Genomic DNA, 13,165 nt, shown 5'->3' with positions numbered 1-13,165 from the left:
CCAGGAGATTCATCATGCATGTGTTCATTGCAGGCGCCAACGGGCAGATCGGGCAACACCTGTTGCAGGAAATGGCAGACAGCGACCATGAGGCACGGGCTCTGGTCCGGCATCAGGATCAGGGGCCGGAACTGCAACAGCTGGGCGCTACCGAAACCGTACTGGGCGATCTGGAGCAGGACTGTAGCGAGGCCATGAGAGGCTGCGATGCAGTCATTTTTACCGCTGGCTCAGGCCCTCATACCGGGCCGGATAAGACCGTCGATGTGGATCAGAACGGTGCTATACGGCTGGTGGATACAGCGAAGGCGATGGGTATCAAGCGTTTTATCATGGTGAGCAGTATGCGTGCTGAAGAAGCGGAAAAGGGACCGGAAAAACTCCGTCACTACCTTTGGGCCAAACACAACGCTGATGAGCACCTGAAGAACAGCGGCCTGGATTACACCATTGTTCGGCCGGGGCAGTTAACCAATGATGAAGGCACGGGCAAGGTCACGATGAGCGCGAGGCTGGAGCAGTTCGGCAAGATTCCACGGCAGGATGTCGCCCGCGTGCTATTGGCGGCGCTGGAGTCGGAGGCGGCCTCTAATCGCGTGTTTGATGTGGTGTCTGGAGACACGCCAATATCTGAGGCAATTTCGTCAGGTTGAACCCGCTTCCACCCGTGACAGGAACTCCCCGATATGCTCGAACGCCTCCTCCGCTTCGGGTAGCAGTGGTGTAAATATATGCCACACATGAACCATGTCAGGCCAGGTCTGCACTTCCACCGGTGAGCCCGCAGCCCGTGCTTTTTCTGCATACCGCTGGGCATTTTCCAGCAGCATCTCTGATTCGCTGACCTGAATCAGTGTTGGCGGGAGATTGTGTAGCTTCCCACGCAGGGGCGACGCAACCGGGCTGGTGGGCAATACCCGCATGCCAAGAACGGTGGCCCACCACAGCAACGGTGTCGGTATCCGGGCCAGTTTTTTGACGGTTGGCCCCAGCATGACATCGGTTTTCAGGTTTGCTCGTTTGCCCAGTGACGTCACCATGAGTTCGGTGGAGGGAGACAGTGCAATGGCAGCGTCTGGCGGTTGCAGGCCCTGATCCCGTATCCAGGCGATGAGTCCCAGGGCATGGCTACCACCAGCCGAATCCCCCGCAACCACGACGAAATCGGCTGGAGTCTGTCCTTCCGGGCTGTTGCCGAGCATCCAGCGATAAGCCTGACGGCAGTCGATGACCCCATCCAGGTAGCGGTTTTCCGGCATCAGACGGTAATCGACAGCGAATACGCAGGCTTGGGCCAGGCGCGACAGCCGGTCGGTGATGGCGCGATGGCTTCTGGGGCTGCCGGCGACCCAGGAGCCACCATGAATGTAGAGAATGCGTCGCTCGGGTTTTGCACCGGGTGCAATGACCCATTCGCCCCCGGGGGAGTCGCTGCCAGGGGAGCGAATTTCCGAAGCCAGTTCCAGGCCGTCGCTCATGCTGTCCATATAGTTCCGCAGCGCCTTTACACGAGCGCGGCCACGGAGACCTTCAGTGGCCCTATGCATGCCCCTGACCATTTCAACGACCTGTTGACGAGCCTCACTCTGCTGCAGGCGTCCGGGCACTTCGATGTCATTGCCGCCATCCTGGCGCCTGCGCAGGAAGAACACCACGGCGGCAATCAGCACGACCATGAGCAGTCCAAACCACATCATTGCGAACCAGGCAATTCCGAACATCATCTGTTGCCCTTGTCTGTCAGGGTGTCACGGTAATAGGGAGATTCAGCGCTGCCAACAGTTGTTCTGTGCCGGGTTCGTTGAAGAGTCCGGAGTTGCGACTGATCACCAGTTGCGAGGCGCGCTCCTCGCGAAGTACCCGGGCTACGGTTGCCGGATTTGGATCGGACATGACCCGCAATCGGGTGCTGGCCCCGAGCACCTCAAGCTCCTGCCTGATTGCGTCGAGCCGCTCGGCGGCTGGCTCGCCGTCAGTGCCCAGAACGATGGTCACCGGTTGGTGATCGTGCCGGCAGATCTCGATCGCTGCCAACGCAGCCCGGTGATTTGCCTCATCGTGCTCATTCAGGAAAACAACCACCCGGTTCTGGTATCGCGGTTTCAGCTCGCACCACAACAATACCTGCCCGGGCGATTGTCGAATCAGCCCCCGTGCAGTAGAGCCCAGCCGGGCACCCCCCGGGGAAGACCAGCCGGCACGGCCGAGTACAAGGAGATCATCCGGGCCGACCAAGGCCAGCACCTCCTCAATGACACGACCACGGGCAATGCTGAGCGAGGCTTTGCCTCCCCGCTGCTTTACGGCCCCGGCAAGGGCCGCACGCGCCTGGTCCGCCAGCCGTCGCATGCGCTGCTCCAGAATGCCGGGATCGAGTGGCCGGCTGGTCCCGGAGACCGAGCCAACCTCCCGGGCAAAACCGAAGCCGGCGCTGCGCACCAGGTTCAACTCCTCAACAAACACACCCAGGATGTCGGCATCCCGCTTTCCGGCAATATCTGCAGCAGCCTCCAGGGCCGCGTAGCTCATCCGTGAACCGTCGATAAGCACCAGAATACGGCCACGCGCAGACGCCTGCTTTTCGGATTTTTCAGGATTAATCACCGCTTGCGCCTCCATTGCTGTCACGGCTTCCCTCGCCGTCATCCCGATTCCTGCTAACTTCGGCAAACCGGGACAGGCGATCGGCCACCGCCCGATTGAAGGACGCCTCGGGGAACTCCCCGTTCCCGTCCGGCTCGCCGGCTTCCATGCCCGTCAGAAGTTCAATCGCCTGATTGATGTGCGAGACCGGATAGATGCTGAAATCGCCATCGGCAATGGCCTCGCGAACCGCCGAATTGAGCATCAGGTGTTCGACATTACTCGCCGGTAAAATCACGCCCTGCCCGTGGACCTTCCCGGCTTCACGACAAACCTCAAAAAAACCCTCGATTTTTTCGTTAACACCGCCCACTGCCTGAACCTCCCCATGCTGGTTCATCGAGCCAGTGACGGCAAACGCCTGGCGCAACGGTAGACGGCCGATTGCCGACAGCAGAACACAGGTTTCTGCGACGGAAGCAGAATCGCCTTCTACGCCGCCGTAAGACTGCTCGAAAGCCAGGCTTGCCGACAGGGACAACTCGCCATCGCCGGCGTATCGGCTGGCCAGAAAACGGGAGAGAATCATCACTGCCTTGCTGTGAATCGGGCCGCCCAGCTTGGCTTCCCTTTCGATATCAACAACCTGTGCTTTTCCTGGCCGCGCGGTGGCGGTGATGCGGGTTGGCTGACCAAACATCGAAGCACCGAGTTTGAGCACCGATAGGCCGTTAACCTGGCCCACGGTCTTACCCTCGGTCGCAATCATCACAATGCCGCGGCTAATCTGCTCACGACTCTGTTCGCGAATCCGGCTGGCGCGGAACTCCCGCTCATCGACCGCCTGTTGGATATGATCCGCTGCCATGGTAGTGACACCGGCCTGCTCTGCCCAATGGTCAGCCTCGCTGACGAGATCCCGCAGCACCCGATCGTGCGCTGTCAGCTTGCGCTGATCCGCCGCCAGCCGGCTTGCCTGCTCTATCAGTCTTGCCACCGCATCGCGGCCAAGAGGCCGGCACTTCAGATTCCGCGCCATGGTAGCAATCATGCGGGCATAGAGCCCATAGCTATCGTCGTCCCGATCGAGATCGTCCTCAAAATCGGCCTCAACTTTAAACAGATCCAGAAAATCAGGATCATAGTGGGACAGCAGGTAATACAACATGCGGTCGCCCAGCAACACGACTTTAACCGATACCGGAATGGGCTCCGGCTGCAGGCTTATGGTGCTCGCCAATCCATACAGCCGTTCCAGGGACTCGACCCGGATCTCGCTGGAAAACAGGATCCGCTTCAGGCTCTCCCATGCCATTGGCTGGGTCAGTATCCGACGCGCATCAATGATCAGGTAGCCACCGTTGGCCCGGTGAACAGCACCACCCTTTATCAGACTGAAATCGGTGTACAGTGTGCCCTGCCGGGTCCGGTGTTCGATTTGGCCTGACAGGTGCTGATGATTAGGCAGGTCCTCGTAAATGACGGGTGCCCCCGTTGTTTCCGCATTATCCACCAGTAAATTGACCCGGTACCGTCCCAGCAGACCATTGGGTGGACCGTTCTCGCTGTCCTGGAACGCTTCCGCATGTTCCACCACATCCTCGCGTATGGCATCCAGGTGATCGACAACTTCGGGCCGGTGACGCCATTTTTCGCGAAGCTCTCCGATCGGTCCGCCGAGAGTGAGCTGAACCATTTCTTCATTCAGCTCGTGAACCCGCTGTCGCACCTCCTTGCGTAAACGTGGAATCTGTTGGATGGTCTGCTGAAGTTTCTTCTGAAGTTCCTCCACCTTGGACTCGATGAGTTCTTTTTCTTCATCGGAGAACTTTTTGTATTCCTCCGGATCAATTACCTCGCCATTGCGAATGGGGGCAAAGGTGAAGCCCGAGGGCGTTGTTATCATGGCGATGTTATTGGCGTTGGCTTCTTCCTGGATATCAGACAAACCCTGATTCTGGCGCTTTGTCACTTCCTCCTGCAGCTCCTGCAGACGCGCCTGATACTCCTCACTTTCAAAGGTCGCCGGAATTGCCGTGCGCAGCTCCGCGGAAAGGTCATTCATATCTTTCTTGAACTGCCGTCCTTCCCCGGCTGCGAGACGGATGGCCCCGGGCCGGTCCGGGAACTCAAAGTTGTGAACGTGGCACCAATCCGAAGGTACCGGTTGCCGCTCGGCGTGTTTGCCAAGGAAACGCTCGACCAGGTCGTGCTTGCCAGCACCGGCAGGCCCCAGGACAAACAGGTTAAATCCGTCTGCCTGCATACTGGCCCCGAACTCCAGGGCCCGCAGCACGCGCTCCTGGCCGCAGGGCTGATCAAGGTCCTCCAGCGAATCGGTGGTGTCAAAATCCAGTTGGTCGAGTGGGCACCGGTGATAGACCTGTTCCGGGGTCAGTGGCGTGGGTAATGTCATCAAGGTCCTCCTGATGATTGACTGGCAGCCTGGGAAACTGCGGAGAATTTCACTCAAGGATAGACCACTAAACGCTTTTTTTTTTGGTAATCCGTTATTTGTTGTCATTGATTTCGGCCCCTCGTTTGACTTCCTCAGGGGATGAACTAACTTAAAAGATGGCGCCCGACAACGCACTGCAGGCCGGCTGGGACGGTTAGCGTGACTTGGGCGGGGCGCTTTTGATTCCTTTGTTAGAGCCCCGTGTCCTTACAATGACGCTCTTGCCGTCAGGGAATCCTCCGAATGTTCAGCCGGATGCTGGAAGGGGGGTTGTCGCCATGAGTGAAGGGATAAAGATCCACACTAACCTGGTCATTGTAGCGGTGCTCCTGTTCGCCGCTTTCTTCACCTACATGATGCTGAGCAGTTCCGGCCCGGGCCTGTTCAAGGTGGAGACCAAAGGCGGGAACTCGGTCGTTCTTGATTTCAGCGGGCGGGAGTATGAGCTCTCCAGCCTCTTCGACGATGTGATGGCAGACGAAGGCCAGGCCGACATCGTGCGGGCGATGCTCAGGGAGCGATATGGTCTGTATAGCGTTCAGAGTGTCGAGTTTGTGGATTACTTACGCAGACTTTCACCTCAAGACGAGGTTTCCAAAGAGATCATTGGCCTGCTAGTGGATGGTGCAGGCCCGTTTGATCATCAGTTCCATACCTATCGAAATATCCATAGCCTCAGCGCGGCCCTTGAAATAATCGGACTCAACCGCGATTCCCCGGCCGCTGTGCGCCTCAGGGAGGCGGCGAACCAACAGGAAGGCATTTTCCAGCAGGTCGGCATACCTGTTCGGGTAACGTTTGTACCGGACTCGCAACTTTCCGATAATTCGGCCGCCGTTTGCTCGCCACGAAGGCACAAGTTTATCGGTCATGACCTGCTTCTGATCAATGGCGAGCAGACACAGAGAATGGTGTCTGTGTTCGCGGAGAGACCCTTCCACTGCACCCGGCTACCTGACCCGGATGCCACCGAAGTCATCATGATAAATGCCAACACTGCCAGGGCACTTTACGGAAATGTAGGGCAGGAGCGGTTACAGTCGGCCGTGGCTTACATCGTGCCCCTGGGGTACCAGGTAAAGATGGTCATGGGTCAGGAGGCGGTCGTTTCAATGGTGTTAACAGGGGTTGGAGGTGAAAAATGAGAGTACTTGTACTGTTGGCTGGCCTCTTTTTTGCGTCCGCGACACTGGCGGATTGTGTCTATAACGGCCGCTCCTATCCAACGGGCACGGTTATCGGACCCCTCGTGTGTCAGCCGGATGGCACCTGGAAGCAGCGTTAAAAACCAGGGGAGATTTACTTTCTGACTGTTCCTCGAAAAACCAATCCGTGTTTTCGATCGTAGCCCTTGGTACGTGGCAAATTTCAATGCTTTTAATATACTGAATTTGCAGGCGGAAACTTTTTAGACGCTGAAAGGAGAAGATGTATGTCCAGCCCGGAGCACAAGCAGAAAATCTGGAATCTCATCAAGGATATCAAGACCGGAATGCTGACAACGCGTCATGGCGAAGAGCTTCGGTCACGGCCCATGGTGCTGGTGCAGGATGAATATGACGGCATTCTGTGGTTTTACACCGATCTGGAGTCGGAAAAAGTATTTGAGCTGGAGAGCGATAACGATGTCTGTATTTCGTTTGCTGACCCCGACGAGCATGTCTACGTGTCGCTCACCGGTGTCGGCCGTGCCATTCAGGACAAGACATTGATCGACAAATACTGGAATCCGTTTGTTGCTGCGTGGTTCCCTGACGGGAAGGATGCACCCAACGTGGGCATGGTGGAAATCAAGGTTGTGAAAGGAGAGCACTGGAACAGCGACAGCAGCAAGATGCTGAAAAGTGTCAAAACGGCCAAAGCCAAGATTAAAGGCGAACAGCCAGATCTCGGGGAACACGAGAAGTTTGGTCTGGAAAAGTAGATTTCCTGGGGTGATTGGGCGATTCTGCGTAGATCATGCATCTTCAGGGATCGTAATTATGTCGCCACAAGATAAGGCGGAGCGAGCCGATGGCTGAATCATTCTCCGCAGCAGTGGCGGAACAGCTGAGGCAAAACCTGGGCGCGGCTCTCCAGGCTCTGACCGGCGAGAATGTGGAATGGGGAGAGTTCGCGGCTCAGTTACTGAGCCAACTGCTTATCTCCATTTTCTACCTTGCGTTGTTTGTCGCAGCTTATCTGCTGCTGATCGGTGCGATCCGTCTGGTGATAGGCAAGCAGCGGGCGCAACAGGCGTTGTTCTCACAAATATCCAGCGGTGCCCGCTACCTGGCCGGGCTGGGTGCTTTGCTGGTAATCCTGGCGCAATTCGGGGCCTCGCCCGAGTTCCTCAAGGGCATGGCCAGGGCAGGCTTGATGGTCCTGGCATTTTTTGTTGCCTGGATGATTGTCAGGCGACTGATGAAGGAGGCTGTGACTCGCTATCGCCTGGATCCGTCGATCCGCCAGCTGGTCGAAAACCTGTTTTCAGTATTTGCCGGCACCCTGGCTCTGGTGACAGTACTGGCCCAGTTCGGGTTTGATGTAATCTCCATTATTGCAGGTTTGGGCATCGTCGGTATTGCGGTCGGTTTTGCGGCGCAGTCCACTCTTTCGAACTTCATTGCCGGTATTACCCTGCTGATTGAGCGGCCCTTCCACATCGGCGACTGGGTGACGATTAACGGCCAGGATGGCAAAGTGGTCAAGATCGCACTGCGTACCACCTGGCTGCGCACCCGGGATAATATTTTCGCAATGATTCCGAACGATAGCGTGGCGTCATCGGATATCATTAATTACAGTGCCGAAGGTGCGACCCGGCTTAATATTCAAGTGGGCATTGCCTACAAGGAGTCTGCGAAGGCGGCCAGGGAAGTTCTTATGCCGGTTTTACTTGGCCACCCGGAGGTGTTGCAGGGCGCTGGCATGGAACCACGCGTGATGCTCAAAAGCCTGGGTGATTCCTCGCAGGATCTGGAAGTCAAAGTATGGATTACTCCGGACAACCTGGATGTACAGCCGCGAATCATGGCGGACATTCTGGAGCAGATGAAAGATGCCCTGGACACCGCTGGCATCGAGATTCCGTTCCCCCATTTGCAGTTGTTTATTGACGATGCCAAAGGGCTCAAGCCGATCATGGAGCCCTTGTACCCGAAGCTGGCAGCGAAATGACCAGACAAAGACGAATCCTTATTTAATTGGAAACCTCGTCTGAAAGCTCCAAGACGAGTGGATCCATCAACCGGTAAACCCAGGCTGAATCGCCATCCTGCAGCGTCAATTCCACTCGCTCATAGCGAACACCCAGCCGCTCGTACCGATCGAGGGCCCGGAGTTCATCGGCATTCACTGTGATGACTTCCCCTTCGGTGACAGCCCCGGGAGCTGGCTTGAGGTCCAGTTCGTCCTTACGGAAGCCGGGCAGCTTTGCGGGTTCACCATCTCCGGCGCGCCCCATCACCAGCCAGCGCACCCAGGGCTCCGTGAGGGTGCCGTAGACAAAGACCGAATAGGTGGCGTCGTCATCAATGTCAGGCAGGTCTCCGGCCGGATTATAGCCATAGGGGCTGGCAAAGGTCAGCCAGAGGTAGCCAATCCCAAGCACAACGAGGGTTGCGATGGCCGCCAGGGTGTACAGGATTGGTTTTTTCATTGAACGCTACTCACTCTCTACGGCACGAATTTCCACTTATGCCTATATAACCAATTCTGGAAGCATGCTAAAACGTCTCGCCAGTGGTCGCCAGTGTTTCTTAAAGCGCCCGGGTGCCTCTCCATTCATCAGGATTTCAGCATGTCAGACAAATTTTTCTTCAAAGGCCGGCAGGACGCACGCCAGCACCACACCGCTTACGGCGGCTTCCAGACCAACGCCAGCCAAAAGAGTGGCAGCAAGAAGTTCCCGCTGACACTGGTGGTTACCAGTGAGGCCCGCAAGCTCGAGATCGAAGCACAGGTGGCCGAGGCCAGAGTCTATGCGGACATTATGGTTGATACCCGCGAGGGCGCTGCTGAATCCATCGCTGAACTGAGTGCACTGCAGAACAAAGGCGCGACCGTCACCACGGCCAAAGCACCGTCCCGCAATGACCCTTGCATCTGTGGCAGTGGCTTTAAATTCAAGAAGTGCTGTGCCTGAGGGTCATGAGCATAAAGAGAGCAAAGCATGATTATTTGCGGAGTCGAGCTTAGCGGCAGCGATGCGGTTGTGTGTTTACTGAATCTCGACCGGGACCAGTTCAGTTTGCCGGAGTGCAAGGTGCGCAAGCTGTCGCTGAACAAGAACCACACCCGGCAAGACCTGAAACAGTTCCAGGCAGCTTTCGCCGCATTGATGGCTGAACACGGGGTGACCAGCGTGGCGATCAGGGAGCGGATGCCGAAAGGCAAGTTTGCCGGTGGCGCCATCAGCTTCAAACTGGAGGCTGCCATCCAGCTGATCAGCGATGTTGAGCTGGAAGTAAGGTTGCTGCCGCCAGCGCTGATAAAATCGACGCTGGCAGGCAATCCAATGTCCGTTGCTTTTGCCGACACCGGCTTGAAGGTTTTTCAGGAACCCGCCTTTACCGCCGCGTATGTGGGGCACATGGCAAAATAGCTGCTGGCTGGCTCCGTTCAGGCGGATTTCACATTCTTAATCAATAGCTCTCTGGACCGCTACGTAATGCGTGGCGGTACCGCCATCCATCACCGGTGCAATTTTCCATTCAATGGTAAAAGCCGAACCGTCTTTGCGATAATTAATAGTGGTGCCGTGGAAGGTCCGGTTGTTTTTCAGATCTTCCGCCAATCTTTCTTTTACGCCACTCTCGGTTTCCGGCCCCTGCAGTAGTCCCGGTGTCTTGCCCAGCACCTCTTCGGCTGAATAGCCGGTCAGATTGCTGAAGGCCTGGTTCACATACACGATCACGGAATTTTTATGGTCAGCCGTCGCTTCGGTCACCATCACCGACTCGAAAGCCAGGCCTGCCACGGTTTTAAAGAGTGGAGATTCCAGCAGTTCTTTGGAATTGTTCATACATGTCCTTTTGCGTGAAAAAAAGTGGACCCTGATTGATGGATCGCAAGGTGATGTACGAACTGCGCCCGGCTCTGTATCAGTTTCGGCTCAAAGCAAAGCTCAGTAGCCATCGGCTACCGCTTTCGATCTTTGAAACCCCGTGCTGGTAAAGGTCTGGCCGGAACAGAATGAATCGTCCGGACAGATTGAATACGTTTTTTTCGCAAATGAACTGGCCACCCGCTTTGGGTTTGATCAGCACACAGTTGAATTTGTACAGCCGGCCCTCGGATACCATATCTACGTGAGGCACTATCTTATGACCCTCGGGGTAACGGACCAGGTAGATGTTCAGGCGTCTGGAATGGAAAAGAATCCGGGTTTTCACGTTTGATGACATCGGGTGCGTGTTCACTCGCAAGTAAGTTATCCTGCGATTGTGAGCGCCCCGCCCGGTAATTGAAAGTGGCCATCCAGACATCGAGACTCTGATCCACATGTTCCGTAAGGTTGTCACAAAGGATCCGACGGAAATACGCGCACCGAAACCATGAAGGAGGATTGCATGAACGTCTCATTTATCGGCCTTGGCATCATGGGCAGCCGCATGGCCAATAATCTGCTCAAGTGCGATGACATTACACTGACGGTTTTCAACCGTTCCCCTGAAGCAATGGCTCCGCTTGAAAAGGCTGGCGCCCGGGCCGCCGATTCTGCCCGGCATGCAGTGGCTGACGCCGAAGTAGTGTTCACGATGCTCAGCGCACCGGAAGTGGTGGAAAAGGTCGCCTTTGGGGATGACGGCGGTTTTATCGATGCCATGAAGGAAAACGCCCTCTGGGTAAATTGCTCGACCGTGAATCCTTCTTACACCCGAGAATGCGACGAGCGCTCCCGTGCCCGGAAAATACGCTTTCTGGATGCGCCAGTGGCAGGCACCAAAATGCCGGCAGAAACGGGCGAGCTGACGTTCCTGCTCGGCGGAGAATCTGCTGATGTCGATCAGGTTCGGCCATTGCTCGATGCTATGGGGCAGAAGGTCCTTCACGTTGGTCCCGCAGGCCAGGGCAGTGCCTTCAAGATGCTGGTCAATGCACTGCTGGCCCAGAGCATGCTGGTGTATTCCGAAACTGCACTTCTGGGCGAGAAACTCGGGTTCAGCCGGGATTTTCTGATGGATACACTGCCGAATTTGCCGGTTACAGCGCCCTTTCTGAAGGGGAAGGCGGAGCTCATAAAGGAAGGCGGTTACGAAGCTCAGTTTCCGCTGGAACTGATGCTCAAGGATCTGCACTTGCTGGATGTGACCGCCTACGAACACAAACAGCCGCTATTCCTGGCCAGCCTGGCGAAATCTGTCTATGGGCAGGCAAATAGCGCAGGGCATGGACGGGATGATTTTGCGTCGGTATTCAAATACCTGGACAAGGGCTCGTGAAGGCAGTTAGCTGAATATTCCGGATCGTTGTTTTTGCTCAACTGCTCCTGCCTTTTGAAATTACATCGCCCGGTCCCGGTTCACGAACCCTTGGGTCTGGCGGTCAGACAGCTCAGTGACAGGTCCTTTTCCAGCCTGTAGGTATCAAAATCCCGGGCCAGGAACAGCTGGCCTCGATATTGTTGCATGGCTTCGGCAGCCAGTTGGTTGATATGGGGTGCGCCCCCGGGGCCCGACTGATAGCGGGAACTGAAGTGGGTCAGCACCAGGTTAGGCAGCCGGGCCTGTTGGGCAAACCGGCCCACCTGCCGGGCGGAGCTGTGTTGTGGCCAGGGGCCGATCCTGTCTGCCACGTCCTGGGTGTAGGTGGCCTCGTGGATCAGTACATGGCTCCCGTTGCAGGCATCGCTCAGCAGCTGCGGGTCGTCGTTGTCTCCGGCGACGATCAGGCGGCGGGCCGGGCGTGGAATGTGCGTGTAATCTTCACTCCTGAGCAGGCGGCCGTCCTCCAGGGCTACGTCCTGTCCTTTCTGCAGCTCGCCCCAACTGGGCCCGGGTTCTATGCCATCTTCCCTGAGCTTGTCCTGCAGTAGCTGTCGCTCCAGGTTCCGCTCAGTGAACACCCAGGCGCGGCAGGTCACGCGATGGGACAGTGCCACGCTGGTCACCCCGAAATGTTCATCCTGCCATTGCAAGCCTGGTGCCTCGGAGTCGATAAAGTTGAGAGGATAGCCAAGGCTTGAGTCGCTGTTTTCAATCACCGCATTGACGAGGCTTTGCACCTGGGCAGGGGCGACGATATCGAGCCCTTCGGTGCGGCCCAGCATCGAGGCGCTGGTGAGCAGTCCCGGCAGGCCGAAGGTATGGTCGCCGTGGATATGGGTGATGAAGATGGCCCGCAATTGCATGAGCGAGTACCGGCTGTGCAACAGCTGGTGCTGCGTGCCTTCACCACAGTCCACCAGATACCAGGGTCTGGGGCCGGAGTGGCAAAGCGCCAGCCCGCTCACGTTCCGTGATCGTGTTGGTGTTCCGGCGGATGTGCCCAGGAAGGTGAATTCCATTGTTGATCCAGTCTGCTAATGGTTGGCTTATATTCTACACTGAGCGAAGGACTCGCTTGGAGGCTTCGGATAGCCATGAATGAGAAGGCCCACAGGTATCTGATACGGGAAGCCGTAGAGGATGATTTGCCCGTACTGGTGGAATTTCTTGCCAGCCTGGCCTTGCACGTTTCGGGTGCGCCAGCCTTGAGCCTGGAGAAATATGAGCGCGACCGTCTTATTGCAGTGTTGCGCTCGTCTCTGACCGATGCCAATAAGCAGATAGTGGTGGCGGAGGTGCCGGAAGCAGGCCTGGTTGGCATGGGCTATATTTATATAGCGAGCAATCAGGGCATCTGGGAGCAGACCAGTCATTTGGAATATAGGTCGGGAATCATCGATGATGTATGGGTGGAGCCTGAATTCCGGAAGCTGGGGATTTTCCCCGACCTGTTGCGAAAGCTGGTAGCATTCGCGGAGATCCGCGGTGTGTATGAGCTGGTTCTCGAGTACTCTGCGTCTAACAAGGAGGCCAGGGCGGCCTGGACCAGGCTGGGCTTCAAGACAATAGGGGTACGTGCCGCCGCATTTACAAGCTCGGTGCGGGAAGCCCTGAAAAGCCGGTCTTAGAAGCCGGTGCGGTATAGAACGCTCAA

Annotated in this window: 16 protein-coding genes; 9 read left to right on the top strand and 7 right to left on the bottom strand. The window is 56.7% G+C overall.

The window, feature by feature from the left end; all coding sequences use genetic code 11:
* The first annotated feature begins 14 nt into the window (after positions 1–14).
* Entirely contained in the window at positions 15–653 is a 639-nt protein-coding gene (locus DIT72_RS00800) for an SDR family oxidoreductase (RefSeq protein WP_135953312.1), read from the top strand.
* Here the strand turns inward: DIT72_RS00800 and DIT72_RS00795 are convergent.
* From DIT72_RS00795 to DIT72_RS00785, 3 genes are read right to left on the bottom strand one after another with little or no spacing between them, the layout of a single operon-like run.
* Positions 645–1,724: an alpha/beta hydrolase gene (locus DIT72_RS00795; protein WP_169450018.1), complete on the bottom strand. Its 1,080-nt coding sequence runs from the start codon at positions 1,722–1,724 to the stop codon at positions 645–647. The two genes, DIT72_RS00800 and DIT72_RS00795, sit on opposite strands and share 9 nt — an antisense overlap.
* A 16-nt stretch (positions 1,725–1,740) precedes the next feature.
* Positions 1,741–2,646, bottom strand: a complete 906-nt coding sequence (locus DIT72_RS00790; RefSeq protein WP_228260693.1) for a universal stress protein — start codon at positions 2,644–2,646, stop codon at positions 1,741–1,743.
* Entirely contained in the window at positions 2,597–4,999 is a 2,403-nt protein-coding gene (locus tag DIT72_RS00785; RefSeq protein WP_135953311.1) for an AAA family ATPase, read from the bottom strand. The genes DIT72_RS00790 and DIT72_RS00785 overlap by 50 nt, the downstream gene beginning before the upstream one ends.
* Before the next feature lie 320 nt (positions 5,000–5,319).
* On the opposite strand from DIT72_RS00785, the gene DIT72_RS00780 reads away from it, so the two are divergent.
* From DIT72_RS00780 to DIT72_RS00770, 4 genes are all read left to right on the top strand, one after another.
* The gene (locus DIT72_RS00780; protein WP_135953310.1) at positions 5,320–6,186 is read left to right on the top strand and encodes a hypothetical protein; all 867 of its coding nucleotides are present in this window, start codon (positions 5,320–5,322) and stop codon (positions 6,184–6,186) included.
* Positions 6,183–6,326, top strand: a complete 144-nt coding sequence (locus tag DIT72_RS18250) for a hypothetical protein (protein ID WP_168354993.1) — start codon at positions 6,183–6,185, stop codon at positions 6,324–6,326. The genes DIT72_RS00780 and DIT72_RS18250 overlap by 4 nt, the downstream gene beginning before the upstream one ends.
* A gap of 147 nt (positions 6,327–6,473) precedes the next feature.
* Positions 6,474–6,965: a pyridoxamine 5'-phosphate oxidase family protein gene (locus DIT72_RS00775; RefSeq protein WP_135953309.1), complete on the top strand. Its 492-nt coding sequence runs from the start codon at positions 6,474–6,476 to the stop codon at positions 6,963–6,965.
* An 89-nt stretch (positions 6,966–7,054) separates the two neighbouring features.
* Positions 7,055–8,200, top strand: coding sequence for a mechanosensitive ion channel family protein (locus DIT72_RS00770; protein ID WP_135953308.1), 1,146 nt, complete (start codon positions 7,055–7,057; stop codon positions 8,198–8,200).
* Positions 8,201–8,222: 22 nt separating this feature from the next.
* On the opposite strand, the gene DIT72_RS00765 is transcribed toward DIT72_RS00770, so the two are convergent.
* A complete protein-coding gene (locus tag DIT72_RS00765) occupies positions 8,223–8,681 on the bottom strand; it encodes a gamma-glutamylcyclotransferase family protein (RefSeq protein ID WP_135953307.1) in 459 nt (152 codons plus the stop codon).
* Between the two features lie 141 nt (positions 8,682–8,822).
* On the opposite strand from DIT72_RS00765, the gene DIT72_RS00760 reads away from it, so the two are divergent.
* Positions 8,823–9,167 carry a PBPRA1643 family SWIM/SEC-C metal-binding motif protein gene (locus DIT72_RS00760; RefSeq protein WP_135953306.1) on the top strand — a complete coding sequence of 115 codons (345 nt, stop codon included), beginning with the start codon at positions 8,823–8,825 and terminating at the stop codon, positions 9,165–9,167.
* Positions 9,168–9,194: 27 nt separating this feature from the next.
* Positions 9,195–9,626 (top strand): DUF3010 family protein, encoded by a 432-nt coding sequence (locus DIT72_RS00755; RefSeq protein ID WP_135953305.1) that lies wholly within the window; start codon positions 9,195–9,197, stop codon positions 9,624–9,626.
* Between the two features lie 36 nt (positions 9,627–9,662).
* Here DIT72_RS00755 and DIT72_RS00750 read toward each other — a convergent pair whose 3' ends face one another.
* Both DIT72_RS00750 and DIT72_RS00745 read right to left on the bottom strand, forming a co-directional pair.
* Complete coding sequence (locus DIT72_RS00750) at positions 9,663–10,046, bottom strand: PAS domain-containing protein (protein WP_135953304.1); 384 nt, start codon at positions 10,044–10,046, stop codon at positions 9,663–9,665.
* 79 nt (positions 10,047–10,125) lie between these two features.
* Entirely contained in the window at positions 10,126–10,428 is a 303-nt protein-coding gene (locus DIT72_RS00745) for a 2OG-Fe(II) oxygenase (protein ID WP_135954684.1), read from the bottom strand.
* Positions 10,429–10,593: 165 nt separating this feature from the next.
* On the opposite strand from DIT72_RS00745, the gene DIT72_RS00740 reads away from it, so the two are divergent.
* A complete protein-coding gene (locus DIT72_RS00740) occupies positions 10,594–11,466 on the top strand; it encodes an NAD(P)-dependent oxidoreductase (protein WP_135953303.1) in 873 nt (290 codons plus the stop codon).
* Positions 11,467–11,546: 80 nt separating this feature from the next.
* On the opposite strand, the gene DIT72_RS00735 is transcribed toward DIT72_RS00740, so the two are convergent.
* Positions 11,547–12,530, bottom strand: coding sequence for a ribonuclease Z (locus tag DIT72_RS00735; RefSeq protein WP_135953302.1), 984 nt, complete (start codon positions 12,528–12,530; stop codon positions 11,547–11,549).
* Positions 12,531–12,605: 75 nt separating this feature from the next.
* On the opposite strand from DIT72_RS00735, the gene DIT72_RS00730 reads away from it, so the two are divergent.
* Positions 12,606–13,139, top strand: a complete 534-nt coding sequence (locus DIT72_RS00730) for a GNAT family N-acetyltransferase (protein WP_228260692.1) — start codon at positions 12,606–12,608, stop codon at positions 13,137–13,139.
* Positions 13,140–13,165: the final 26 nt, after the last annotated feature.

The sequence above is a fragment of the Marinobacter orientalis genome, from assembly GCF_004792665.1.
Lineage (GTDB): Bacteria > Pseudomonadota > Gammaproteobacteria > Pseudomonadales > Oleiphilaceae > Marinobacter > Marinobacter orientalis.
The sequence above is the reverse complement of the archived record's forward strand: the minus strand, read 5'-3'. Positions and strand labels throughout refer to the sequence as shown.